Below are 25,224 nucleotides of genomic sequence, written 5' to 3' on the forward strand. Positions count from 1 at the left end.
ATAAGAGCTATGGTTGAAATTACATCAAAATGCCGGGAAACAATATCTCCAGGCAATTAGGCGCTAGTTAGGAAATTGGAAAATTCTAACCTGAAAAATCCTCTCAATTTCACTATTTTTGGGTTTCAATGATTTTCTCAAATTTCTTACATGAAAAAAACTTTACTCCTGATCCTTTTTTCTGTTCTGGCCGGCTGCAATAATTTCGAGACCAAGAAGATCACTTCGGAAGAAGTGCTGGAGCTTGAAAGCAGCACCCTCAATTGGAAAGAGGTGGATGAATATCCGGCTTTTGAGAATTGTAAGAATATAACAGAACTCAACAAGGCACGCGATTGCTTTGAAACCACGGTAGCTAATTCTGTTTACGCATATCTCGCCCGTCAGGAACCCATTGTTACAGAAGTTATTGATGATACGATCTATGTGCATCTTGAAATTTCTAAAACCGGAAAACCTGTAATTTCTTCGATAGAAGTGGATACACTGGTCACCAACCAAATCCCGGAATTAAAATTGTGGCTTAAGCAAAGCATCGATTCCCTTCCAAAGATCTATCCCGCCAGTAAACGCGGAATTCCCGTAAACAGCGTGTTTAAAATGCCTATCGTTATAAAGGCGGAGTAACATTTAAAATCACATTCTCTATTTTTTATAGGTTCTCCCTTTCCATTCAAACTTTATAAATAAGGACATTAGTGCAACCGAAGTCGAGAAAACAGGATACACCAAACTGCTCCAAAAATAATTCCTGAGAATATCTTTTCGGTGAAAAAACGCTGCTGAATAAAACAACAATGCAAAATCTACATTAAATTTAAAGAAGAACATTAACAATACCGGCTGGTATGGAATAAAATTAAAAAAGGTTAGAAAACACCCAAGGATCAGCGAAAAATTCAACATTAAAACCGAAAATCCTATAAGTTTCGCAAACAGGCTTTTATATGCCGGAGTTTTTGCAGCCCAACGAATACGTTGAGAGATCAAGGCAGTGAGATTTTGTTGAGGTTTTGTAAGTACGATGGCTTCGTGGCATTTTAAAAAGGTGATTTTCAATTTTTTTTCAGCGAATTTTTGAAGCAAAAAAACATCATCCCCACTGGAAATTTCCCCATTTCCACTAAAGCCGCCAATTTCAAAAAATGCCGCTTTGCTATAGCAAAGATTCGCGCCATTACACATAAAAGCTTTTTTTAGTCCAAACCCCCCGGCGCCGGCAATTTGTAAACTCAGGAAATCCATCTCCTGGAACGCATGGAAATATTTTAATCTTCTTTTTTCTTTTTGGATATCCTGGTTATATAAACTTTTTTCAGTCTTAGAGGATTCTGAAATGGAAGGGTTTAAGAGGGGTTTGAATGTTGCAACAGGACCCGCTATTAATTTCGCACCGGTTTCCAGGATCTTTTCATTAAACGCCTGTAGCCAGAATTTCGGAAGTTTGCAATCTGCATCGGTGGTAAGGATATACGGAAAAATCGCTTTTTTAGCCGCGATTAAAATTGCATCTTTTTTTGGAGAACCTGAAATTCGGTGGTTTTCAATAAGGGAGATTTGAAGTTCAGGATATCTGGTTTTAAAGTCGGAACAAATCTTTCTGGAGCCATCTTCAGAAGAATCGTTCACCAAAAGAATTTCAAATTGCGAAAGCGGATACTTCAGTTTTAAAATTGAATTCAATAAAAGCGGTAGATTTTCGGCTTCATTTCTGTAGGGAATTATAATAGAGAAATTGATCTCGGGAGAAGCGTGCTTCAGGCTAAATTTGGGAATCTTACGCCACCCAATGAGCAGTAGCAGCATAAGCGTCAAATATAACCCGGTAATAAAAATGAGGAATAGCGTCATTATATGCTTTTAAGACTGATTTCAAATATAGGAATAGCTGCTTAGAATTGCGTAGCTTTGTGAAGCGCAATCCTGTTTTTTAGATTGCCTTCAGCCTGTTTAAAAATAAGAACATACAGCATTTGAAAACCGAAAGAATTATCTTGGGAATAGATCCCGGAACCACAATTATGGGTTTCGGACTCATAAAAGTGGAGAATAAAAAAATGCAGTTTTTACAGCTTAATGAGTTGTTGTTAAGCAAATACAGCGATCCTTATATCAAGCTGAAACTTATTTTTGAACGTACCATTGAACTGATTGACACCTACAATCCGGATGAGATCGCTATTGAAGCTCCCTTTTTTGGAAAAAATGTGCAGTCTATGCTGAAGTTGGGAAGGGCACAGGGTGTTGCGATGGCGGCGGGACTTTCACGACAGATCCCCATTACAGAATACCTTCCTAAAAAGATAAAAATGGCTATTACCGGAAACGGAAATGCCAGTAAAGAACAAGTTGCAAAAATGCTTCAAAGCGTTCTTGGATTAAAAGAATTGCCTAAAAATCTCGATTCTACAGATGGTCTCGCCGCGGCGGTTTGTCATTTTTACAATTCAGGTTCTGTGAGCGTAGAAAAAAGTTACTCCGGCTGGGATGCGTTTGTTAAGAATAATCCGAAGAAAGTAAAATAAGCCTCTAACCCCCGAAGGGGAAAAGCCCCCTAACCCCCGAAGGGGGAATAATTAAAAATCGCTAGAAATGTCCTCAAATTTTCCAAAACAAAAAACAAAACCAGAATCTCTAGATCAGGTTGAGGTAAGATATAACTCCTCCCCTTTGGGGAGGTCGGGAGGGGCTTTAGGCTTATACATTCACATTCCTTTTTGCAAACAAGCCTGTCATTACTGCGACTTTCATTTTTCTACTTCGGTAAAAAAGAAGGGAGAATTGGTGGATATGCTTTGTAAAGAACTGGAACTACGGAAAGATGAATTGCCGGGGAAGGAAGTGCAAACGATTTATTTTGGCGGCGGAACACCATCTTTACTCGCTTCAAAAGAATTGGATCAACTATTTGATACCATATTCTCTAATTATAGGGTTGCTGAAAATGCCGAGATCACTCTTGAAGCAAATCCCGATGATCTTAGCAGGGAAAAATTAGAGCTTCTGAAAGCATCAAAAATCAACAGATTGAGCATAGGAGTGCAGTCCTTTTTTGGGGAGGACCTGAAGTTAATGAACCGGGCGCACAATGCTACAGAAGCCTTGGAAAGCATACAAATGGCAAAGAAATATTTTGATAATATTTCAATAGATCTCATTTATGGGATCCCCGATATGAGTGAGGAACGCTGGAAAAAGAATATTGAGATCGCACTGGAGCTTGGTTTGCCACACTTTTCCTGTTATGCCTTAACCGTTGAACCCAATACAGCCTTAAAAAAATTCATCGACAAAGGAATAATAAAACCTGTGGATGATGATGCTGCAAAAGCTCATTTTGAGATCTTAACGAAGACTTTAAAGGTTGCCGGCTTTGTACATTATGAATTTTCTAATTTTGGAAAACCCGGTTATTTTTCCCAAAACAATACTGCCTATTGGACGGGGAAGCCTTACCTGGGAATAGGGCCTTCGGCACATTCGTATGATGGAGAAAGCAGAAAATGGAATGTCAATAATAATACATTGTACATAAAATCACTTCAAAAAGGTAGTATTCCGGCAGAGGCAGAGAAGTTGAGCGTAAAAGATAAATACAATGAATATGTTATGACCCACCTTAGAACAATGTGGGGAGTTTCTCCAGAAGAAGTCCGGGAAAGATTTGGAGAGGTTTTCAAGGAATATTTGCTGGAGCAGGCAACCCAGCATTTAAATGAGGGTTTTTTGAAAATGGAACATGGAAATTTACATGTGACCGAAAAAGCGAAGTTTTTAAGCGATGGTATCGCCGCCGATTTATTTTTGGTAGATTTGGATACTCAAACAATTTGAGCATAACAGTTGTTAAGCAAGATCGACATTGAATTACCCATCGTCACCCTGAACTTGTTTCAGGGTCTGATTTGGTTAAGTAAAACGCATCAAACGGAAACGATTTATATCTATATGTTATCAAATAAAACCCGATCGATGCTCTATGTTGGTGTAACAGCAGATCTTGAAAAAAGAATAAGTCAACATAAAAATGGTGAAGGGTCGATCTACACCAAAAAATACCATCTTACACATTTGATGAATTTTAAACAGTTTACTGCTATTGTTCAGGTAATAGCCCGTGAAAAGCAGTTGAAGTGGAATTTAATAAAATCAAAGAATCCTGAGTTAAGAGATCTGTTTGAAGATCTGAGATAATTCATGTTAGATGCTGAAACAAGTTCAGCATGAAGTCTATGAAAGCAGAAATAACCTACAACAATAAAACCTACAACATCAACTTAGCGAAACCTCTGGATATTTCCCTGAGTTTACGGGGGGATGATAAAAACCCCATTGCCTGGTATTTGCAAAGTCCTAAGATCTTTCCGGTTAAGGATGGAGATTTTATTGGAAAAGTGAGTGCGGGGTCTTCCACCAATTTTAATACAATTGAGTTTAATCCTCACGCGCACGGAACACATACCGAATGTGTGGGCCATATTACCCGGGAATTTCATAGTATCAATGATTCCCTGAAAAAATTCTTTTTTACTGCAAAACTTATTTCTGTGGAACCGGAAAACAGGGGAGTGGATAAAGTGATTACCGAAGAACAGATTCGAAAGGAACTTCAAAAAAATGATGTGGAAGCACTTATAATTCGTACGCATCCAAATTACATCGATAAGCGCACCCGAAAATACTCCAATACCAATTGGCCATACCTGGAGGAAAACGCTGCTAAATACATCAGGGAGTGCGGAATTGAGCATCTTTTAATAGACCTGCCTTCTGTAGATAAAGAAAAGGATGAGGGGAAACTATTGGCTCACAAAGCTTTTTGGGACTTCCCGAAGAACACACGTTTTGAAGCTACTATAACAGAGCTTGTTTATGTCCCCAATAAAATTGAGGATGGCAACTATATTTTAAACCTACAAATCGCTTCCTTCGAAAATGATGCTGCACCTTCGAAACCGGTGTTGTTTAAGTTAGATGCTGAAACAAGTTCAGCATGACGTTTCCTAAAGATGAAACTCTTGAACTTCGCATCGTCACTCTAAGACCCGTGATAAAAAAATTATCTAGCGTAGGAAAATGAGGTTTTAAGTCTAGTAAGTTAAGTTTTTAGTTTATCGTAATTTTTTGAATCACAGTTTTTCACAAAACACGACAATTGTAGTCTGATATAATGAACACATCGATTATCGCCTGTCACACTGAGCCTGTCGAAGTGCCTATACCTATAAAAGCAGACCAGTTGTTTTAAAACGGTTTGAACAGTTCACTGATGTTTCTCAAGCAATCAAGGTTGAAAAACAATTGAAATGGAAAAGAAGAAAAAAGATAGCCTTTTAATGTAATAAAATTTGTAGTGATCAAAAGTCTTCGACAGGCTTAGACTGACTTGCATTGTCATCCTGAGACCAGAGAGAATAAAAATTATCTAGCCGAAGAAAATGATGTTTTAGGTCTGATAAATTAAATTTTAATTTATCGTAATTTACTGAGTCACAATTTGTACAAAGACGTCAATGGTAACTTGTTTCAGGGTCTAATAGGTTACCATATATTTAAGTTAGATGCTGAAACAAGTTCAGCATGACGTTTGCTGAAACTTCAACATGGCGGTTGCTAAACACAAAAAAGCCGCTTCAGAAGAAACGGCTTTTATATATTATTATAAAAATGGGCAGCAGGAAATTATCCTAAGGCTACTCTTTCAAAACCAACTACTTTAAGATCGCTGTCTACAGATTTCACGTAGGCTGCAACACTCATTTTGTTGTCTTTAATGTAATCCTGGTTTACCAAAGTGTTGTCTTTAAAGAAACGTTTGATTTTCCCTTTAGCGATGTTATCCAACATTTCTTCTGGTTTACCTTCTTCCCGTAACTGATCTTTTGCAATTTCGATTTCCTTTTCGATGATAGACTGATCTACGCCTTCTTCATCCAATGCAACCGGATTCATCGCGGCAGCCTGCATAGAAACATTTTTAGCAATTTCTTCGGCTCCGGAGGTATTTTTGGAAAGACCTGTTAAAACAGCAATTTTATTACCGGCGTGGATATAAGAACCTACAAAAGGAGCTTCCAAAGATTTGTAAGCACCAATTTCGATTTTTTCACCAATTACACCTGTTTGTTCAGTCAATTTATCCTGAACAGATATACCTTTATAATCTGCAGCCAATAATTCTTCTTTAGAAGAAGTGGCAAGTGCGATATCGGCAAGATCTGTAGCTAATTGAACAAAAGAGTCATTTTTAGCCACGAAATCTGTTTCACAGTTCAAAGAAATAATAATTCCTCTGGTTGCAGCTTCATTTACTTTTGCAATTGCAGCACCTTCAGAAGAATCTCTGTCGGCACGGTTAGCAGCTACTTTCTGACCTTTTTTACGAAGGATCTCAATAGCTTTTTCAAAATCTCCTTCAGATTCTACCAAAGCTTTTTTACAATCCATCATACCGGCTCCGGTAGACTTTCTTAATTTATTTACTTCTGCGGCGGTTATATTTGCCATGACGTTTAAATTTTTGGGTTTTTAATGAAAAGGTCGCTTAGTTTTTATTTAAAAAAGAACTAAACGACCCATATAAAATTATCAAAAGCTTATTTTATTTTTCTTCTTCTTTTTCTTCAGTTGAAGGTTTAGCCTTTTCTAAAGTTTCTTCTTTAGATTCAAGTTTTACTTCTTCCTTAGCTTCCTTCATCGCTTTTTTATCTTCAGGATCTGTAGAAGGAACTTCTGCAGTTGCTTTTTCTTCTGTAGCTTTTTTAGCTTCAGGAGCTTTAGCAGGAGCTTCTGTAGTTACTTTTTCTTCTGTAGTTTTTTTAGCTTTAGGAGCTTTAGTTCGTGCCGGTTTATCACCAGCTTCTTCATTATCATCTTTTCCGGATTTTCTTTCAGAAAGTCCTTCAATGATAGATTCTGCAAGGTAAGAAACCACTTTATCGATAGATTTTGATGCATCATCATTTGATGGGATCACATATTCTACCTCACGTGGGTCAGAGTTTGTATCAACCATCGCAAAGATTGGAATGTTTAATTTTTGAGCTTCTTTAACAGCAATGTGTTCACGGGTGATATCTACTACAAATAATGCAGCCGGAAGACGGCTCATTTCTGAAATAGATCCTAAGTTTTTTTCCAACTTAGCCCTTAAACGGTCTACCTGTAAACGCTCTTTCTTAGAAAGTGTGTTGAAGGTTCCGTCTTTTTTCATTCTGTCAATAGAGGACATTTTTTTAACAGCCTTACGAATGGTGATAAAGTTTGTAAGCATACCGCCGGGCCATCTTTCAGTGATGTACGGCATGTTCGCTCTCAAAGCCTGATCTGCAACAATCTCTTTTGCTTGTTTCTTGGTAGCTACAAAAAGTATTTTTCTACCGCTGGCTGCAATTTTTTTAAGGGCCTCTCCGGCTTCCTCCATTTTTGCAGCACTTTTATATAAATTGATGATGTGAATCCCGTTGCGCTCCATATAGATATACGGGGCCATATTTGGATTCCATCGTCTTGTGAGGTGACCAAAGTGTACACCTGCATCAAGTAAGTCTTTTACTTCTACTTTGTTTGCCATTTTTGTAATAGTTTACGTTCTGTTGAGATAGCAATATCCAAGTGGCGATTCTTTTTATCAGGATTCGGCCTTGGCTATTTAGATGCTAAACTAACTCCCACTATAGCTGGCGGGATAACAACAAAAATCTTATTAAATATTAAATGAACTTTGTTTAGGGCAGTGCCCAAAATATTAACGTTTAGAGAATTGGAATTTCTTACGAGCTTTCTTCTGTCCAAATTTCTTACGTTCTACCATTCTAGGATCTCTTGTCATCAAACCTTCTGGCTTTAAAATCGCCCGGTTTTCTGCGTCAAGTTCTACCATTGCTCTGGAAATTGCAAGACGAATAGCCTCTGCCTGTCCTGTAATACCACCACCAAAAACATTTACCTTGATGTCGAAGTTTTCTTCGTTTCCGGTCATGTTAAGAGGTTGCATCACTTTAAAAAGTAAAGGTCCAGTAGTGAAATACTCGTTAAGTGCTTTTTTGTTCACGGTAATGTTCCCGGTTCCCTGGCCAACATATACACGTGCAACTGCCGTTTTTCTTCGGCCAATTTTGTGAATAACCTCCATTACTTAAGATCGTTTAAGTTAATAGTTTTAGGTTTTTGAGCAGATTGATCGTGTTCTGATCCTGCGTAAACCTTTAAATTTCGGAATATAGCTGCGCCTAATTTGTTTTTAGGTAGCATTCCTTTTACTGAGTTTTCAATTAACCTTTCCGGCCCTTTATTGAATAATTCAGTTGCAGTTAGACTGCGTTGTCCCCCAGGATAGCCGGTATGGCGAATGTATTCCTTAGAATCCCATTTTTTACCTGTCAAGTTGATCTTCTCGGCATTCGTAATAATTACGTTATCACCGCAATCAACGTGTGGGGTGAAGTTAGGTTTGAATTTCCCTCTAAGCAGCTTTGCCACTATAGATGAAAGACGACCTAAAGTCTGACCATCAGCATCTACGTGTACCCAATCCTTGGTCACGGTAGCCTTGTTGGCCGATACTGTTTTGTAGCTTAATGTGTCCACACTAATTAATTTTACTTGTTATTAAACATTCCATTCCCTGTAACCCGACTTTGAATCGTGAAAACAGGGGTGCAAATGTACAATTATAAATTCATATTGCAAATAGCCACTTCATTAATTTATTTGCGCTGAAGTTATTGGAAGTCAAAGCATTTATGATGCCTGAAAATCATATCCTGATGCGATTTATTTTAACGATCATATTCTCATGATAGGTAGCCAGTCACTGCATTTTAGCTTTAAAATTCGTTAAGAAGTAATATTTTACCGATAAACGGTAAAATAAATGTTAATGATATCATAAGACAATAGTATAATTGCCTATGTTTGCATTGTAATCTATTGATCTTTAGCTATGAATTTCCTGTTGAAACGTCTGTTTAAATTAAGCTGTGCCGTTGTTCTACTTTCTTCCTGTGCAGGGGAAGATATTGGTGATCTTAACGCAAAGTCTACAAGCGCAACTATTGTCACCGCAAATATTGAATATACAGATTTGGTTGGCCATTGGGACCTGAGCGTAATGCAGGCCGATAGGGCTGTGGATCTTAATAAAGATAGTACCTTTAATTCCAACCTATTACTTGAAACAACCTGTTTTAACCCAATGTCTATCAGCTTTTCTGATGATATGACGTTTTCTTCAGTCAATGCCCGTCTGGATTTTGAAGCCGGAACAAATAATGACGAGTTCTTTTGTATGGGGAACAGAACCGATACGGGGACCTGGGGTATTGAAGGCGATGTCCTTACTTTAAATGTAGAAATTAATGGCAGCACCTATCCTCACAAAAAAACCCTCGTGTTTAAACAGGATGTATTTACTTTTTCTGTAGATAAAAGCGAATCCATCCAATATGTAGCAGATCCGGGGGGTACTTCTGTTTCCGAAATTCTTGTAGTGGAACTGGAATACCAGAAACTTTAAAGCCGGCCCGGCCCGATCGGGAGGGATTTTATCAAAATCCTGTGGATTTTTTCCTCTAGTAAAGCTCGTGAGCTTAGTACGGGATAATCGATTTTTTCTTCTTCTCTCTTTATATTAATGTGCCTCCAGCCAGTTCTCTCCAACTCCCAGTTCCACATCCAGCGGAACATCGAGTTTGAATGCATTTTCCATTTCTTCTTTGATCATTTTCCGGACAACCTCCAGTTCTTCTTTGTGAGCATCAAAAACCAGTTCATCATGAACCTGTAGAAGCATTTTTGTCTTGAAATTCCCTTCTTTTAGTTTTTTGTGAATATTGATCATTGCAATCTTTATAATATCGGCAGCACTTCCCTGGATTGGGGCATTTACCGCATTCCTTTCTGCGGCACCGCGCACTATGGCATTTTGCGAATTGATATCTTTTAAATAACGTCTTCTTCCTAAAACAGTTTGTACATACCCATGTTCCCGTGCAAATTCAATTTGATCACTCATGTATTTTCGAAGTTGCGGGTAGGTTTCATAATAGGTATCTATTAAATCCTTGGATTCTGCTCTGGAAAGATCGGTTTGGTTGCTCAATCCAAAAGCAGAAACACCGTATATGATTCCAAAATTCACTGTTTTGGCATTGCCCCTTTGTGCTCTTGTAACCTCTTCAATAGGAATATTAAATACCTTTGCAGCGGTAGAGGTGTGAATATCTTCTCCACTCTGGAAGGCTTTAATCATATTTTCCTCTTTGCTAAGCGCCGCAATTATACGGAGTTCTATTTGGGAATAATCTGCAGCCAGGAGGATATAATTTTCATCTCTGGGCACAAAAGCTTTTCTTACCTGTCTTCCCCTTTCCGTCCTTATTGGAATATTTTGAAGGTTTGGATTATTGGAACTCAGTCGTCCGGTTGCGGCAACGGTTTGCATGTAATCCGTATGAACGCGCCCCGTTGTTTTTTCCACCTGCGATGGCAATGCATCTATATAGGTGTTTTTTAGTTTTACCAATCCGCGGTAATCAAGAACATTTTGTACGATTTCGTGTTCGTGTGCCAGTGCAGAAAGCACATCCTCTCCGGTAGAATATTGCCCTGTTTTGGTCTTTTTTGGCTTTTTGATAAGTTGCAGCTTTTCAAATAAGATAATTCCCAATTGCTTTGGGGAAGCGATATTGAATTCTTCTGAAGCTTTTTCGTAGATACTTTCTTCCAGGTCTTTTATATCTTTTTCAAGATCGGCAGAAAGGGAATTCAGGAATTTCTCATCCAGTTTGATGCCTTCAAGTTCCATATCGGCAAGCACTCTTACCAGGGGAATTTCTATTTCTTGAAAAAGTTTTTCAATACTGGCGGCTTTCAACTCCGGGGAAAAATGTTGTTTTAGCTGAAGTGTGATATCTGCATCTTCAGCAGCATATTCGGTCAATAATTCCAACGGGACATCCCGCATATTTCCCTGGTTTTTTCCTTTTTTTCCAATGAGTTCAACAATGGATTGTGGGGTATAGTTTAGGTAGGTCTCGGCCAGGACGTCCATATTATGGCGCATATCGGGATTGATAAGGTAATGCGCAATCATGGTATCAAAAAGCGGCCCTTTTACTTCAATAGTGTATTTTGCAAGGACTTTAATATCGTATTTCAAATTCTGTCCTATCTTCTCGATCGCTTCAGCTTCAAAAAACGGCCGAAGTAGTTCAATTAAATCCTGGGCTTTTTCATCTTCCTCAGGAAAAGGCAAATAAAACCCTTTTCCGGCTTCCCACGAAAATGCGATCCCAACCAGCTTTGCTTCCAACGGATTCAGGCTTGTGGTTTCGGTGTCAAAACAAACCGATTTTTGCTTTAAAAGATTCTTCAGAAACAAACCGGTTCCCATTCCCGGCGCGATGCTTTGATATACATGGGACGTATCTTTGAGGGTTTTTCGGCTGGAAATAGATTCCATTTTCTCCGCTTCCCCTCCAAATAATGAAAATTGTCCTGCTCCGGCGGTTTGGTTTTGAGCTTTTGCTGTTTCCGTGCCGCTAACCTGAGTAGGTGCTGAAGATTCTTCCCCTGAGAACAATTTTAAAAACTGATCTTTCAGCCTTCTGAATTCAAGTTCTTCAAAAATCTCCTGGACTTTTTCAGAATTGGGCAGAGAAAGTTCATAGTCTTTGGCGTCAAACCGAACATCACAGTCGGTTTTAATGGTAGCGAGTTTTTTTGAAAGAATCCCAAGTTCACCAAATTCTTCCAGCTTTTCCCGCATTTTACCTTTTAGCTGGTGGGTATTTGAGAGCAGTTCTTCCATGCTTCCAAATTGCTTCAGGAATTTCTTCGCAGTTTTCTCCCCAACACCTGGCAATCCGGGAATATTGTCGGATGCATCACCCATCATTCCTAAAAAGTCTATTACCTGCTCCGGACGTTCCACGCCAAATTTTTCTTTCACTTCAGGAATCCCTAAAATCTCAATTCCATTTCCCATCCTTGCTGGACGGTACATGAAAATATTTTCGGTAACCAACTGTGCAAAATCCTTATCTGGAGTAACCATAAAAACTTTATAATCTTCCTTTTCGGCCTGCTTTGCGAGGGTGCCAATCACATCATCGGCCTCACAACCCGGTAAAACTACCACCGGGATATGCATAGCTTTTAAAATATCCTGAATGTAGGGAATGGCAGTCATAATAGGCTCCGGAGTAGCATCCCGGTTCGCTTTATAATCTTCGAACATTTCGGTGCGTTCCGTGCTTCCGCCTTTATCAAAACAAACCGCAAGATGATCTGGTTTTTCCCTGCGAATAACATCAAAAAGAGAATTGGTGAATCCCATTATTGCTGAAGTGTTCAATCCTTTTGAATTGATTTGGGGATTTTTTATAAAGGCATAATACCCTCTAAATATTAAAGCATATGCATCTAGTAAAAACAATCTTTTTTGTTCGGCCATCAGGTATTCTTATTTAGCCTATAAAACTACAAAACTTATAGCTGCATTTAAAATGCAAGTTGTATTTTTCAATGATGTGACAACGAGGTAAAAAATTCTAATTGTAAAATACCAAAGCCATGCAAAAAATAGCCATAGCCATTCACGGTGGGGCAGGAACCTTGTTAAAAGGACAAATGACCCCGGAAAAGGAAAAGGAGTATAAAGCGACCTTACAAAATGCCTTGGAGATAGGGTATACACTTTTAGAACAGGGGGCATCTGCGGTGGAAGCAGTAGAAAAAGCGGTGATAACTTTGGAAGATTCCCATTTGTTCAATGCGGGAAAAGGAAGTGTTTTTACGGCCGATGAAACTCATGAGATGGATGCGGCGATCATGGAAGGAAAAACATTAAATGCTGGTGCGGTAACCTTGATTTCAGGAATTAAAAATCCAATTTCCTTAGCAAGGGATGTTATGGAAAAAAGTGACCATGTTTTTTTGGCGGGCGAAGGGGCGCTGGAATTTGCAAAGTCATTGAACTACACTTTTGAAGACCCTACTTATTTTTATGATGAATTTAGGCACCAACAATGGCTGGATATAAAAGATTCTAACGCTTTCCAGTTGGACCATTCAGCAAAAAAAGATTCCAAATTCGGGACCGTTGGCGCGGTGGCTTGTGATAAAAATGGAAATATTGCTGCAGGTACTTCTACCGGGGGAATGACTAATAAAAAATTTGGTCGTATTGGCGATAGTCCTATGATTGGCGCGGGGAATTATGCCAACAATAAAACCTGTGCGGTTTCATGTACGGGAAGTGGTGAATATTTTATAAGGGGCGTGGTCGCTTACGACGTTTCGTGCTTGTTGGAATTTAAAAAGCTTTCCCTTAAGGATGCGGCAAATGAGGTAATAAATAAACGTATTTTAGAAATTGGAGGGGACGGCGGATTGATTGCGGTGGATGCCAAAGGAAATATAGCTATGCCTTTTAATACCGAAGGAATGTACAGGGCTTGTAAAAACTCAGAAGGACTGGAAGAAGTTTTAATATATAAACATTGAATGCTTATCCGTAAAATAACCTGATAAGAAAAATAGAGGGGAGTTTGACAAGCGTGGCTGCCGGCGAGGTTGTCTTTATTTAGTTCCGTTTATTAGGAACATTTAAATAAGGTTTTACTTTTGGAAAGGCTTCGTAAAACCGAGCGTACTTTTGCTTGAGTGAGCTTTCCGCAATCCTTTCGGAGGAGGAGCGACTTAGAAAGTTAAGTAATATAAGTAGCAACAACCATTTTAGGAGTAAAGGCAGACAAGCATAATTTAATATATAAATTCTCGGATGGCTTGCCTCGATGTCTCTACCTCCTCTCTTCTTTGGAAAGGCCGAAACTATTTTTGGCTCCCGCTCTCTACCTGGAAGGGTGGGTGAGCTTGAAGTTTATTCTCAATCCTCGCAGAGTTAAAAAAAGTATTCTATAACATATGTTCCGCCACGGTCATAACTTTTACAGTACGTTCCTCGATATCAAAACTATCGCCGGCAGACAGTACATGGGTTATTAAGTGCGTCATAGTAAGCGGCGTGCCATCTTTTAGAATGTCGTAATTGTTATGGGTAAGTTTTCCGGGATCAAAAATAATGACCATGCCTGAGCCGATTATTTCACAATCATTTCCGTTTTTAATAACCAGGCCAGTATCTTCTGCTAGGCCAATCCCAATGCGGTCGTAATAGCGGGCCACAGCTTCTGATAACCTTCCAAAACGACCCCTTTGAATAAAATGGGTGTCTATAATTATTTCAGGAATTAACGAAATTCCCTCACGCATTTTAGTTGCGGCTTTAATAAACGATTCTTTACTGCTGCCGCCGGTAATCATTTCCATGGACATGCACATCGCCCCCGCACTGGTTCCCGCCACTACAAATTCTTCATTGGTATAGCGTTGCTTAAGGATCTTGTGAAAGTTGGTCTTTTTGATGTGAGTGGTGATCTTGGACTGGTTCCCGCCAGAAAACATCACGCAATCTGCTGCTCTTAATTTTTGAATATTTACCTCACTATCGGCATCAATTTTTGAACATATATATAAGTGTTGTACATTTTCACACCCCAGCCTGGCAAAGGCGTCAATGTAATTTTTTCCGATTTCTTCAGGAATTCCAGATGCTGTGGTGATCACCAGGATGTTTGCTTTGTTTCCTCCGCTTTCAAATACTACACGGGCCAGGATTCCCTGGCTTATATAATCCATTCGAAATCTGTTGGCTTTATGAAATCCTTTGTCTTCATTTCCACCAATGGGAATTAAAGTTCCTTTAATCATAATTAAAAATTAAAATTTGCTGCAAAAATAGTTTAATATTCTGCCTATACATAAATTACAATCATAAATCCATTTTTTCCTATCAAGAAAAAACAAAAATAAATCAGAAGTTATGGAAATCAGGGAAATCAATGCGCTTCGGGGGCCAAATTATTGGTCTATAAAAAGGCATAAACTAATTGTGATGGTCCTGGATTTGAAAGAAATGGAAAATCGACCTTCAAATAAAATCGATGGTTTTACTGCAAGCTTGGAAACTATGTTTCCTAATATGTACGAACATCGTTGTTCTGTAGGAATTCCAGGCGGATTTTTCCAAAGGGTGGAAGAAGGAACGTGGATGGGGCATATTATTGAACATATTGCGCTTGAAATACAAACCCTGGCTGGAATGGATGTTGGTTTTGGAAGGACCCGGGGTTATGGCGAAAAGGGGGTGTACAATGTGGTATTTGCTTATATGGAAGAAGCCGTTGGTATCTATGCCGCCAGTGCAGCGGTACGTATATGTGAAGCTTTGGTGAAAGGCGAGGAATATGACCTTGCAAAGGATATCCAATCTATGCGGGTGCTAAGGGAAGAAGTGAGACTGGGGCCGAGTACAAGCTCTATTGTAGAAGAAGCTGCTGCCAGGGGAATTCCCTGGATAAGATTAAATAAAAATTCGCTTTGCCAGCTGGGTTATGGTGCCCATCAAAAAAGAATACAGGCTACAGTGACCAGCGATACCAGCAACATAGCTGTAGAAATAGCAGGGGATAAAGAGGATACAAAATTTTTACTGGAACAGGCAGGGATTCCTGTTCCCAGGGGAAAAATTATTCGCTCTGAGGAAAATTTGGCTAAGGCAGTAGCATACGTTGGTTTTCCTTTGGTAACCAAACCCATTGACGGGAACCATGGTAGGGGGATCACCGTAAACATTGGAAATTACGAAGATGCCCTCACAGGATTTAGAGCTGCTAAAATAGTTTCCAATTCTGTGATCATTGAAAAATGTATCACAGGAGATGATTACAGGATCCTGGTCATTAACAATATAATGGTTGCCGCGGCGAAGCGTACCCCGGCTCATGTCATTGGGGATGGAAAACAAACTATCCAACAACTTATTGAGGAGGTAAACCGCGATCCAAGGCGTGGATATGGCCATGAAAATGTATTGACGCAAATCACTATTAATGACCTTACAAAAAGTATAATTTCCTCAAAAGGCTATAGCCTTGAGAAGGTTTTACAGGAAGGAGAACGTTTGATCCTGAAAGATACTGCTAACCTAAGTACAGGAGGAACGGCAGAAGATTTTACCGATAGGGTACACCCTGCCAATATTTTTATGGCAGAACGTATTTCCAAGATCATTGACCTGGATATTTGCGGCATTGATATTATGACAACAGATATAAGCTCCCCAGTTTCTGAAACAGGAGGGGCGGTAATTGAAGTGAACGCGGGCCCCGGATTTAGAATGCACCTGGCGCCTACCAGCGGGCTACCCCGAAATGTGGCTGCCCCGGTGATCGATAAACTTTTCCCTCACAATTCTAACGGCAAGATCCCTATTATTGCAATAACGGGAACAAACGGAAAAACCACCACCACGAGACTTATTGCTCATTTCGCTAAATTAAAAGGCTATAAAGTAGGCTATACCACCAGTGACGGGATCTATATTCAAAACCGCATGTTGTTGAAGGGAGATTGCACAGGACCATCAAGTGCAGAGTTTGTACTAAAGGATCCCACCGTGAATTTTGCCGTACTGGAATGTGCGCGGGGAGGATTGCTTAGAGCTGGCCTCGGATTCCATAACTGCGATATTGGTATTGTGACCAACGTTGCAGCAGATCATTTGGGATTAAATGGAATTCATACTATTGATCAACTTGCAAAGGTGAAAGGAATAATACCAGAGAGTGTGCTCCCGGGTGGATATTCGATTCTTAATGCAGATGACGATTTGGTATACGAGATGCGAAGAACTGTAGTTTCCAACGTCGCCTTGTTTTCCATGGATGAGGATAATTCGCGAATCAAAGCCCAGCATAAAGATGGAGGCCTGAGTGCCGTTTATGAAAATGGGTATATCACCATATGTAAAGGAGAATGGAAACTGCGGGTAATCAAGGCCGTCAATGTTCCCCTTACCTTTGGAGGGAGGGCTGCTTTTATGATACAAAATGTGCTTCCTGCTGTACTTACAGCGTACATAAGAGGTTTTACAATAGATGAAATAAAAGTAGGATTGGAATCTTTTATCCCTTCTCCTTCTCAAACCCCCGGAAGATTGAATTTATTTCAGTTCAGGGATTTCCAGGTCCTATTGGATTACGCACATAATCCCGCAGGGATGCGTGCTTTGCAAAAATTCATAGAAAATATTGACGCGACCAAAAAAATTGGGATCATTGCCGGGGTGGGGGACCGCCGGGAAGAAGACACTAATGAAATAGGAAGCATCGCTGCTGAAATGTTTGATGAGATCATTATAAGGCAGGATAAGAACCTGCGCGGAAGAACGGAAACAGAGCTCATTGAAATGCTCAACAACGGAATCAAAATGAAGGATCCTACCAAGAAAACCACCATCATTCCTAACGAAAAGGAAGCAGCAACCTTCGCCATAAAAAACGCCGTTAAAGGTTCCCTGATCGTTTTTTGCAGTGATGTGGTTACGGAAGCACTGGACCTGGTACAAAAACTCAAGGAAGAGGAGTCTAATATGTTGTATGGGTTTACCGTAGATGATATTCCCAACAGGTAGGTAGGCAATGAGTCAAACTTTTTTAAGGTATTAAATATTTATAAGCAAGGCCGTAAATTGAACTCCAATGGGATTTCTTTTGCGGTCTTTCTTTTATGGGTTATTTAACCAATAAAATGTCCCTTGAAATGCATTGCGGTAAAAATCTTTTAAAGCTCCTTATACTTAATTTCTTCAGTGCTATCCTCTAAATTTAATCACAATCTTAAAGCAAGATCACCAAATAGTAATATTCATAAAAAGGTTTGGTCTTTGAGTGTGGTTTTTTAAATTTTAATGTTTTATTAATACGATTTTTTGCCACTAAAGCAGGTTCCCGGTATTCATAAAATATATCTAAAATTGGAGGTAAATCCTCTTACTTTCTATTTTCATTCTTAAATTAAGGCTTTTAAGTTTTTCGGAGGCTAAAGTCGCTTATACGAGATAATTATCATGAAAATATTGAAAATAAACATCATGCGGGGACCAAATTACTGGTCCGTAACCCGGCATAAATTAATAGTGATGATCCTGGATCTAGGGGAGATGGAAGAGAGTTCTTCTGTTGAGCTTCTGGGGTTTAACGATCGATTGGATGCTTTACTTCCCAATTTAAAGAATTACCCGGGTTCCAAGGATAAAAAAGGAAATTTTCTCAGTAAGGTGGAAAAGGGTTTGAGCATGGGGAAGATCATAGAACACATGGCCCTGGAAATACAGACCCAGGCAGGAATGGATGTTAGCTTTGGGAGAGTAGAAAGTTATGGAGAAGAAGGGGTATATAATCTAGTCTTTGCATATATGGAAGAGGCAGTGGGTAAATATGCAGCCCGCGCAGCCGTGAGAATATGTCATTCCCTAATAGTCGGGGAGAGCTATGATCTTGCCAAGGACATTCGGGAAATGCGAGAGCTCAGGCAAGAAGTGAGACTGGGGCCAAGCACAAGTTCAATCATAGAAGAAGCAGTTTCACGCGGTATTCCCTGGATTAGACTTAACAAATATTCGTTATGCCAGTTGGGGTATGGCGAAAATCAAAAGCGAATCCAGGCTACCATTACCAGTGAAACCAGCAATCTGGCTGTAGAAATTGCCTGTAATAAAGAAGACACAAAAAATTTGCTGGAAAGAGCGGAGATGCCTGTTCCCAAAGGGGAGATATTAAGCAAGAAATCCAATCTTAGAGAAATAGTTGAATACCTGGGCTTCCCCCTGGTTACCAAACCCCTGGATGGAAATCACGGGAAAGGAATTACTATTAACATCACAAACTGGGAACAGGCTTTGAAGGGGTTTAAAGCAGCTAAAGAATTCTCCCGTTTGGTAATCGTGGAAAAACAAATAACCGGTGAAGATTACAGGTTGTTGGTCATTAACAACAAGCTGGTAGCTGCGGCAAAAAGAACGCCGGCCCACGTCATAGGAGATGGCAAGCAAAGTATAAGAGATCTTATTGAGGAGGTAAATAAGGATCCAGGAAGGGGTTATGGTCATGAAAAAAATTTAACCCAAATAACAGTAAATGATCTTACTAAAAGCATCATTTTGGCGGAAGGTTATACCTTAGATTCTGTTTTGAAAGAAAATGAAAAGCTGGTTCTCAAAGACACCGCCAATTTAAGCACCGGCGGTACGTCTGAAGATGTGACCGATATAGTGCATCCTTCCAATAAATTCATGGCAGAAAGGATCTCCAGGATCATTGGCCTGGATATTTGCGGGATAGATGTAATGACCGCAGATATAAGTAATTCACTTTCAGAAACGGGCGGTGCTGTTATAGAGGTGAATGCCGGTCCGGGTTTCAGGATGCATCTGTCGCCTACTGCGGGATTGCCCCGTAATGTAGCCGCTCATGTTATCGATAAATTATTTCCTTCCGGCAGCAATGGGTCGATACCCATTGTAGCAGTAACCGGAACCAACGGGAAAACCACGACTACAAGGTTGATAGCCCATATTGCCAAGCAGCAGGGGTATAAAGTGGGATATACTACCAGTGATGGAGTATATATTCAAAACCGGTTGTTGATGGAAGGAGACTGTACGGGCCCTGTGAGTACAGCATTTGTATTAAAGGATCCCACGGTGAATTTTGCGGTGCTGGAATGTGCCAGGGGAGGATTATTGCGTTCAGGCTTAGGTTTTGGGCAATGCGATACCGGCATTGTTACCAATGTATCTGAAGATCACCTGGGACTTAAGGGTATTCACACTCTTGAACAACTGGCAAAGGTAAAAGGCATAATTCCCGAAAGCGTGAAGCAGGACGGATTTGCAATTCTCAATGCCGATGATGATCTTGTATACGAAATGCGCAAAAACGTGGTAAGCAAGGTCGCCCTTTTCTCCATGGATGAAAATAATCCACGCATCAAAGAAATGCAGGAAGAGGGAGGTCTAACGGCAGTATATGAAAATGGCTATATCACTATATGTAAAGGAGCCTGGAAACTTAGGGTGGTAAAAGCTGTCAAAGTGCCTTTAACCTTTGGTGGAAAAGCCGGCTTTATGATACAAAATATACTTCCTGCAGTACTTACAGCATATATACATCATATGGATCTGGAGGATATCAAAGCTGCTTTGGAAACTTTTACACCATCGCCAGGACAAACGCCCGGAAGAATGAATTTGTTTCAGTTCAAAGATTTTCAGTTATTGATGGATTATGCCCATAATCCTTCAGGAATGAAGGCGCTTAAGGCATTTACAGATAAAGTAGATGCTTCAGTAAAAGTGGGGATTATCACGGGAGTAGGAGATAGGAAGAAGGAGGATACGGTAGAAATTGGAAGAATTTCGGCAGAAATGTTTGACGAGATCATCATAAGACAGGATGAGCATTTGCGGGGGAGAACAGTAGAAGAGATCATAGGTTTTCTTGAAGAAGGAATCTATAGCCACGATCCTCAAAAGAAAGTTACTATTATTAAAGATGAAAAAGAGGCTGTGACCTATGCTGTTCAAAATGCAGAAAGAGGTGCTCTTATTGTAATATGCACAGAAATGATCATTGTTGTAACCGAATTGATACAGGAACTTCAGGTAGATGGATCAGATAAACAATGGGATGTAGAGGGAAAAGGGATTTCTGAAGCTTCTGTGAATGAATAGGAAAAAGGTTTTTACGGCAGGCATCAACTTTGGCTTAAACCAGATGTTTGAATAGTTCTTCCATCACTATTGACGGTTTCAGACATTGCAATGAAGGAACCTGGAATTGAAAAATCACGTTTTAAAAACTTTGTTTCTGTTGAAAAAGGAGTCTAAACAACAGTACCCAAAATCACCAAATTAGCGTTAGGGAATTAATAGAGATTATGCCGTTGAATATTTACAAGTTATTTTTCTGGTAATTTAAAAATAAAATGCACTGGGAATATTTTCGTTTTTACCTTCCTGGTACTTCACATAGCTGAACCCCTTCTGAATACAATAGGAACCTACTTCCCCTTTCTTGTTCATAGCGATAAAGGCAGCCTGGAAATCTTTATAATTGGGATTGGTATTGATGATCCTGTTAATCGCGTTTTCGCAAGCTTCTTGAGGCGATTTGCCCTGGCGCATCAATTCTACGATCAAAAAACTTCCAACACTTTTCATGATGGCTTCCCCCATTCCTGTAGCTACTGCACCTCCAATTTCGTTATCGAGAAATAGACCGGACCCAATTATGGGAGAATCCCCAACCCTGCCGTTCATTTTATAGGATAATCCCGAACTGGTACAGGCTCCAGCAATATCTCCATTTTTGTCTATGCACAACATCCCAATGGTATCGTGATTTTCTATATTGATGAGGGGTTTATATTCCTTGGTTTTTAACCATTCCCTGTAGGCGGCGTTTGACTCCTCAGTCAATAAATTTTCCGTTGAAAAACCCATTTCCCTGGCAAATTGGTCGGCACCTTCGCCGGCCAGCATTACGTGAGGGGTTTCTTCCATAACTTTTCGTGCTACAGAAACTGCGTGGGTATTATTTTTTAAATAAACTACAGAACCTGCATTCCCATTTGGAGCCATGATACAGGCATCTAAAGTCACATTTCCTTCCCTGTCTGGAGCACCACCTTTACCTACCGTGGTATTTTTAAGATTGGCTTCTTCTATCATCACTCCCTGTTCCACCGCATCCAGGGCAGTTGCCCCACGATCCAGTAATTCACCGGCTTTTTGAGAGGCGTTTGGGAAATTCCAGGTGGCTATAGTAAGCGGAAATTTATCTTGCATATTTTCCAGATTATTTAAAGGATTAAAACCTAAAGCTCTGGGTATTGCAGTTATTCCAAGGCCGGTGATACCGGTGTTCCTTATAAATACGCGTCTTTTCATCTTGTAAAAGTTACCCAGCCTATTCGGTTTGATGTGATAAATGTACTGTGTTTGATTGGTTTTTTTAAATCTGAACCAACTTTTTCAGAAGCTAATTTAATGAAGGAAGAAGCTATTGATGAGCTCCTGAATTCCACAAAAGAATATTTTGGAAAAATAGATGTTTTAATCAACAATGCCGGGATACAGTATGTATCGCCCATTGAGGATTTTCCATTTGAAAAATGGAACCAGATTTTAGCGGTGAATCTAACATCCGTTTTTTTGGCCTCAAAGGGGGTATGGAAAGGAATGAAAGAGAATAAATTTGGAAGGATAATCAATATATCTTCGGTCCATGGCTTGCGTGCTTCCGAATATAAATCGGCTTATGTATCTGCAAAACACGGTGTTATAGGTTTAACAAAAGTCCTGGCCCTGGAAGGTGCGGGGCGTAATATTACCTGTAATGCAATTTGCCCCGGTTATGTGAAAACACCGTTGGTAGAGGGGCAAATTAAAGATCAGGCAAAAGCTCATAATCTTTCAGAAAGTGAAGTAGTGCAAAAAATAATGCTCAAAAAGCAAGCGGTCAAAGAATTTATTTCGGCAGATAAAATCGCAGAATTAGCTTTATTTCTTGCAAACGAAAACGCATCTGCCATTACAGGATCATCCTTTACACTGGATGGGGCTTGGACCGCACAATAGGTAGAAAGTAAGGGCAAGTTCTAAGATGGGATTTTCTTATAGCTGAATCGATTTTATTTAACCTGAGGTGCATGCATTGGCACAGCATTGGGAGTATCTTTACAAAAAAAATAGAATTGCTAATGCGTTGGATCTTTTTTGTTGCTATTTATCTGTTTTTTAATATTTATGCTTATCAGGCTTTAAGGACTATTACAAAGAGTAACTGGATCACGGTAGGGTATATTCTATTGTCCCTGGGGATCCTGGGATATTTTCTTTACCAGTGGACCCAGCCCAATCCCCAGGGAGGGTTTAACGGAGGGCGGGGATATTCTCTGGGGTTTGTACTTGCCTTTATGGCGGCCAATTTAATTACTGCAATTTTTATGTTGGGTGAAGATGTAGTACGACTAATATTTGCAGCTTATGAAAAGTTGACGGCTCCATCAACTTCTTTCAGCCTTCCTTCCAGAAGAACGTTTTTGAGTCAGATAGCGCTTGGGATTGCAGCCATTCCATTTGCTTCCTTGCTCTATGGAATGTATCAGGGGAAATACAATTACAAGGTTTTAAAATACACCTTGTTTTTTGAAGATCTTCCTTCTTCATTTGACGGATATCGAATTACCCAGATAAGTGATATCCATAGTGGAAGTTTTGACAATCAAAAGAAAATAGAATATGCAATAAATCTCATCAACGAGCAGGAAAGCGATTCGGTGCTTTTTACCGGAGACCTTGTTAACAATCTTGCCACAGAAATGGATCCGTGGACTTCTACTTTTTCTAAGATTAAATCTAAGGATGGGGTGTACTCCATTTTAGGAAACCACGATTACGGAGATTATGTAGCATGGGAGAATGATAAGGCAAAACATGCCAATTTGGAAGACCTCAAAAATATACATTCTAAGATGGGTTGGGATCTTTTGTTGAATGAGCATAGGTTCATTGAGAAAAACGGGGAGCGCATCGCTTTTGTGGGAGTTGAAAACTGGGGTTCCGGAGGATTCAAGAAGAAAGGTGACCTCAATAAAGCCGGAAATGGATTAAAACCGGAAGACTTTAAAGTGTTGCTAAGTCATGATCCTTCCTACTGGCAGGAAAAGATCAAAAATGATCCAAATAATTATCAGCTTACTTTAAGTGGTCATACCCACGGAATGCAGTTTGGTATTGAGATCCCGGGTTGGTTTAAATGGAGTCCCGTGCAGTACAGGTATGAGAATTGGGCGGGGATCTATGAGGAATTTGGAAGGTATATCAACGTAAATCGCGGGTTTGGGTACCTGGCTTATCCGGGACGGGTTGGAATATGGCCTGAAATAAGTGTGATCGAACTAAAGCGCGGATCCAGGCCTTCGTAATATTAGGTTGGTGTGAGAAGGAAAGGTTGAATGTGCTTGCTTTCAAAATTCTTCTCAAGGATAAAAAATATGCTGTTACTATTTCTAATTTTTCCCCGATTAATTTTAGAAATTTCAATAGAATTTATTCTTAGATGGTATTTGATATTGTTGAAGCATCCAAACCTGTGAAGAACAGGAGTACAGCATTCCAGTACATTCCCGTTTTTTCTTTAAATTATTCAAAGATCGGTCCTTAGTTAAAACCCCTAAGCATGCATAATTGAAAGAAATTGCTATATTTGATTTTTAAAAGCATTCTTGGTTATAAAATCTAATTAAAATCAGTGTTTAGCTTATGTCAAAATTTGGTGAATTAATAGATTTAAAAATTCCGGTGTTGTTGGATTTTTATACCGAATGGAATGCTGCTTCCACCTCCATGCACCCGGTGCTTAGGGATGTGGCAGCAGCGCTTGGAGACAAGGCCAAAATCATAAAGATAGATGTAGATAAAAATACGCAATTAGCCGAAGCGCTTCGCGTGAAAGGCTTACCTACTTTAATGATCTACAAAGATGGAGAGATGAAGTGGAGACAGAGTGGAGAACAGGATGCCAATACCTTAATTGGAATTTTGAAGGAATACGTTTAAACAGCCTTGAATTCAAAGCCTTTTTCCTGATAATATTTAAGGACTCCTGGCAATACTTCCTTCATTTTTTTTGCAGCTTTTATACTGTCGTGAAATACCACGATACTTCCGGAACTACAGTTTTTGATCACATTTTTATAACAATCTTCGGCAGAAAGTTTTGCGTCAAAATCTCCGCTAATTACATCCCACATTACAATTTCATATCCCAATTTCTGGAGTTTTTTTATTTGCCCTGGAAGGATCTTTCCGTAGGGAGGGCGGAAGAGTTTGCTGGGTTGAGTTTTGGGTTCTGAGTGCGGATTCAATCCTGAAGAACGGATTTCACCCGGATTATCCGGCTTATTTACATTCTTTTGAATAACTTCTTCAGTTAAGTAGACATTCTCCAAATAGTCTTTTTCAGAAGTTTTCCATCCTTTTATATGGTTGTAAGTATGATTTCCAATATGATGCCCTTCAGTTAAGATTTGCTGAAAAATATCCGGATGGTTAGCTACATTTTCACCCACACAAAAAAAAGTTGCTTTCGCCTTAAATTCATTTAAGATCGTTAAAACCCAGGGAGTAATCTCCGGATTTGGTCCATCATCAAAAGTGAGGTAAAGTATTTTCTGTTTAGATGGCATTTTCCAAAATAGGGAAGGAAACAGAAGCTTCCCTAATGTGGAGATTTTTTTAAAATAAGCCATCAG

21 protein-coding genes are annotated in these 25,224 nt (G+C 39.6%); 12 read left to right on the forward strand and 9 right to left on the reverse strand.

Features of this window, described 5'->3' with window-relative positions:
• Positions 1-150: 150 nt before the first annotated feature.
• Positions 151-627 carry a hypothetical protein gene (locus tag GILLI_RS12855; protein ID WP_006989550.1) on the forward strand — a complete coding sequence of 159 codons (477 nt, stop codon included), beginning with the start codon at positions 151-153 and terminating at the stop codon, positions 625-627.
• 18 nt (positions 628-645) lie between these two features.
• On the opposite strand, the gene GILLI_RS12860 is transcribed toward GILLI_RS12855, so the two are convergent.
• On the reverse strand, positions 646-1,851 hold the full coding sequence (locus GILLI_RS12860; protein ID WP_006989551.1) for a glycosyltransferase: 1,206 nt from the start codon (positions 1,849-1,851) through the stop codon (positions 646-648).
• Positions 1,852-1,973: 122 nt separating this feature from the next.
• On the opposite strand from GILLI_RS12860, the gene ruvC reads away from it, so the two are divergent.
• From ruvC to GILLI_RS12880, 4 genes are all read left to right on the forward strand, one after another.
• The gene (gene ruvC / locus GILLI_RS12865) at positions 1,974-2,525 is read left to right on the forward strand and encodes a crossover junction endodeoxyribonuclease RuvC (RefSeq protein WP_006989552.1); all 552 of its coding nucleotides are present in this window, start codon (positions 1,974-1,976) and stop codon (positions 2,523-2,525) included.
• 67 nt (positions 2,526-2,592) lie between these two features.
• The gene (gene hemW / locus GILLI_RS12870) at positions 2,593-3,834 is read left to right on the forward strand and encodes a radical SAM family heme chaperone HemW (protein ID WP_006989553.1); all 1,242 of its coding nucleotides are present in this window, start codon (positions 2,593-2,595) and stop codon (positions 3,832-3,834) included.
• Between the two features lie 114 nt (positions 3,835-3,948).
• The gene (locus tag GILLI_RS12875; protein WP_040507051.1) at positions 3,949-4,194 is read left to right on the forward strand and encodes a GIY-YIG nuclease family protein; all 246 of its coding nucleotides are present in this window, start codon (positions 3,949-3,951) and stop codon (positions 4,192-4,194) included.
• A gap of 38 nt (positions 4,195-4,232) precedes the next feature.
• Positions 4,233-4,997, forward strand: a complete 765-nt coding sequence (locus GILLI_RS12880) for a cyclase family protein (RefSeq protein WP_040506635.1) — start codon at positions 4,233-4,235, stop codon at positions 4,995-4,997.
• A gap of 685 nt (positions 4,998-5,682) precedes the next feature.
• Here the strand turns inward: GILLI_RS12880 and tsf are convergent.
• The 4 genes from tsf to rplM all read right to left on the reverse strand — a co-directional run bounded on the left by tsf (position 5,683) and on the right by rplM (position 8,589).
• Positions 5,683-6,507, reverse strand: coding sequence for a translation elongation factor Ts (gene tsf, locus GILLI_RS12885; protein ID WP_006989556.1), 825 nt, complete (start codon positions 6,505-6,507; stop codon positions 5,683-5,685).
• 94 nt (positions 6,508-6,601) lie between these two features.
• A complete protein-coding gene (rpsB, locus tag GILLI_RS12890) occupies positions 6,602-7,573 on the reverse strand; it encodes a 30S ribosomal protein S2 (protein WP_006989557.1) in 972 nt (323 codons plus the stop codon).
• Positions 7,574-7,747: 174 nt separating this feature from the next.
• Positions 7,748-8,134 carry a 30S ribosomal protein S9 gene (gene rpsI, locus GILLI_RS12895; RefSeq protein WP_006989558.1) on the reverse strand — a complete coding sequence of 129 codons (387 nt, stop codon included), beginning with the start codon at positions 8,132-8,134 and terminating at the stop codon, positions 7,748-7,750.
• Positions 8,134-8,589, reverse strand: coding sequence for a 50S ribosomal protein L13 (gene rplM / locus GILLI_RS12900; protein ID WP_006989559.1), 456 nt, complete (start codon positions 8,587-8,589; stop codon positions 8,134-8,136). Before rplM ends, rpsI begins: the two co-directional genes overlap by 1 nt.
• Before the next feature lie 355 nt (positions 8,590-8,944).
• Between rplM and GILLI_RS12905 the strand changes: the two genes are divergently transcribed.
• Positions 8,945-9,517, forward strand: a complete 573-nt coding sequence (locus GILLI_RS12905) for a DUF5004 domain-containing protein (RefSeq protein WP_006989560.1) — start codon at positions 8,945-8,947, stop codon at positions 9,515-9,517.
• A gap of 114 nt (positions 9,518-9,631) precedes the next feature.
• Here GILLI_RS12905 and polA read toward each other — a convergent pair whose 3' ends face one another.
• The gene (gene polA / locus GILLI_RS12910) at positions 9,632-12,457 is read right to left on the reverse strand and encodes a DNA polymerase I (protein WP_006989561.1); all 2,826 of its coding nucleotides are present in this window, start codon (positions 12,455-12,457) and stop codon (positions 9,632-9,634) included.
• 119 nt (positions 12,458-12,576) lie between these two features.
• Here polA and GILLI_RS12915 point away from each other — a divergent pair, with 119 nt between their 5' ends.
• The gene (locus GILLI_RS12915) at positions 12,577-13,509 is read left to right on the forward strand and encodes an isoaspartyl peptidase/L-asparaginase family protein (RefSeq protein WP_006989562.1); all 933 of its coding nucleotides are present in this window, start codon (positions 12,577-12,579) and stop codon (positions 13,507-13,509) included.
• 411 nt (positions 13,510-13,920) lie between these two features.
• On the opposite strand, the gene GILLI_RS12920 is transcribed toward GILLI_RS12915, so the two are convergent.
• Positions 13,921-14,775, reverse strand: coding sequence for a cyanophycinase (locus GILLI_RS12920; RefSeq protein ID WP_006989563.1), 855 nt, complete (start codon positions 14,773-14,775; stop codon positions 13,921-13,923).
• A 112-nt stretch (positions 14,776-14,887) separates the two neighbouring features.
• Here GILLI_RS12920 and cphA (GILLI_RS12925) point away from each other — a divergent pair, with 112 nt between their 5' ends.
• Entirely contained in the window at positions 14,888-17,539 is a 2,652-nt protein-coding gene (cphA, locus tag GILLI_RS12925) for a cyanophycin synthetase (protein ID WP_006989564.1), read from the forward strand.
• A gap of 435 nt (positions 17,540-17,974) precedes the next feature.
• Positions 17,975-20,638 (forward strand): cyanophycin synthetase, encoded by a 2,664-nt coding sequence (cphA, locus tag GILLI_RS12930; protein ID WP_006989565.1) that lies wholly within the window; start codon positions 17,975-17,977, stop codon positions 20,636-20,638.
• A 243-nt stretch (positions 20,639-20,881) separates the two neighbouring features.
• Here cphA (GILLI_RS12930) and GILLI_RS12935 read toward each other — a convergent pair whose 3' ends face one another.
• Positions 20,882-21,856: a glycosylasparaginase gene (locus GILLI_RS12935; RefSeq protein WP_006989566.1), complete on the reverse strand. Its 975-nt coding sequence runs from the start codon at positions 21,854-21,856 to the stop codon at positions 20,882-20,884.
• Between the two features lie 51 nt (positions 21,857-21,907).
• On the opposite strand from GILLI_RS12935, the gene GILLI_RS12940 reads away from it, so the two are divergent.
• From GILLI_RS12940 to GILLI_RS12950, 3 genes are all read left to right on the forward strand, one after another.
• Positions 21,908-22,546, forward strand: a complete 639-nt coding sequence (locus tag GILLI_RS12940) for a 3-hydroxybutyrate dehydrogenase (RefSeq protein WP_006989567.1) — start codon at positions 21,908-21,910, stop codon at positions 22,544-22,546.
• Positions 22,547-22,668: 122 nt separating this feature from the next.
• The gene (locus tag GILLI_RS12945) at positions 22,669-23,895 is read left to right on the forward strand and encodes a metallophosphoesterase (protein WP_006989568.1); all 1,227 of its coding nucleotides are present in this window, start codon (positions 22,669-22,671) and stop codon (positions 23,893-23,895) included.
• Between the two features lie 337 nt (positions 23,896-24,232).
• Complete coding sequence (locus GILLI_RS12950) at positions 24,233-24,529, forward strand: thioredoxin family protein (RefSeq protein ID WP_006989569.1); 297 nt, start codon at positions 24,233-24,235, stop codon at positions 24,527-24,529.
• Here GILLI_RS12950 and GILLI_RS12955 read toward each other — a convergent pair.
• Positions 24,526-25,221: a polysaccharide deacetylase family protein gene (locus GILLI_RS12955; protein ID WP_006989570.1), complete on the reverse strand. Its 696-nt coding sequence runs from the start codon at positions 25,219-25,221 to the stop codon at positions 24,526-24,528. The two genes, GILLI_RS12950 and GILLI_RS12955, sit on opposite strands and share 4 nt — an antisense overlap.
• Positions 25,222-25,224 lie beyond the last annotated feature (3 nt).

Origin of the sequence: Gillisia limnaea DSM 15749, assembly GCF_000243235.1 — a bacterium.
GTDB classification, from domain to species: domain Bacteria; phylum Bacteroidota; class Bacteroidia; order Flavobacteriales; family Flavobacteriaceae; genus Gillisia; species Gillisia limnaea.

What these genes read in the sequence shown, in the direction of transcription:
- GILLI_RS12855 (WP_006989550.1), top strand. Translation starts at nt 151, where the DNA reads ATGAAAAAAACTTTACTCCTGATCCTTTTTTCTGTTCTGGCCGGCTGC.
- GILLI_RS12860 (WP_006989551.1), bottom strand. Translation starts at nt 1,851, where the DNA reads ATGACGCTATTCCTCATTTTTATTACCGGGTTATATTTGACGCTTATG.
- hemW (WP_006989553.1), top strand. Translation starts at nt 2,593, where the DNA reads ATGTCCTCAAATTTTCCAAAACAAAAAACAAAACCAGAATCTCTAGAT.
- GILLI_RS12875 (WP_040507051.1), top strand. Translation starts at nt 3,949, where the DNA reads ATGTTATCAAATAAAACCCGATCGATGCTCTATGTTGGTGTAACAGCA.
- GILLI_RS12880 (WP_040506635.1), top strand. Translation starts at nt 4,233, where the DNA reads ATGAAAGCAGAAATAACCTACAACAATAAAACCTACAACATCAACTTA.
- tsf (WP_006989556.1), bottom strand. Translation starts at nt 6,507, where the DNA reads ATGGCAAATATAACCGCCGCAGAAGTAAATAAATTAAGAAAGTCTACC.
- rpsB (WP_006989557.1), bottom strand. Translation starts at nt 7,573, where the DNA reads ATGGCAAACAAAGTAGAAGTAAAAGACTTACTTGATGCAGGTGTACAC.
- rpsI (WP_006989558.1), bottom strand. Translation starts at nt 8,134, where the DNA reads ATGGAGGTTATTCACAAAATTGGCCGAAGAAAAACGGCAGTTGCACGT.
- GILLI_RS12905 (WP_006989560.1), top strand. Translation starts at nt 8,945, where the DNA reads ATGAATTTCCTGTTGAAACGTCTGTTTAAATTAAGCTGTGCCGTTGTT.
- polA (WP_006989561.1), bottom strand. Translation starts at nt 12,457, where the DNA reads ATGGCCGAACAAAAAAGATTGTTTTTACTAGATGCATATGCTTTAATA.
- GILLI_RS12915 (WP_006989562.1), top strand. Translation starts at nt 12,577, where the DNA reads ATGCAAAAAATAGCCATAGCCATTCACGGTGGGGCAGGAACCTTGTTA.
- GILLI_RS12920 (WP_006989563.1), bottom strand. Translation starts at nt 14,775, where the DNA reads ATGATTAAAGGAACTTTAATTCCCATTGGTGGAAATGAAGACAAAGGA.
- cphA (WP_006989564.1), top strand. Translation starts at nt 14,888, where the DNA reads ATGGAAATCAGGGAAATCAATGCGCTTCGGGGGCCAAATTATTGGTCT.
- cphA (WP_006989565.1), top strand. Translation starts at nt 17,975, where the DNA reads ATGAAAATATTGAAAATAAACATCATGCGGGGACCAAATTACTGGTCC.
- GILLI_RS12935 (WP_006989566.1), bottom strand. Translation starts at nt 21,856, where the DNA reads ATGAAAAGACGCGTATTTATAAGGAACACCGGTATCACCGGCCTTGGA.
- GILLI_RS12945 (WP_006989568.1), top strand. Translation starts at nt 22,669, where the DNA reads ATGCGTTGGATCTTTTTTGTTGCTATTTATCTGTTTTTTAATATTTAT.
- GILLI_RS12950 (WP_006989569.1), top strand. Translation starts at nt 24,233, where the DNA reads ATGTCAAAATTTGGTGAATTAATAGATTTAAAAATTCCGGTGTTGTTG.
- GILLI_RS12955 (WP_006989570.1), bottom strand. Translation starts at nt 25,221, where the DNA reads ATGGCTTATTTTAAAAAAATCTCCACATTAGGGAAGCTTCTGTTTCCT.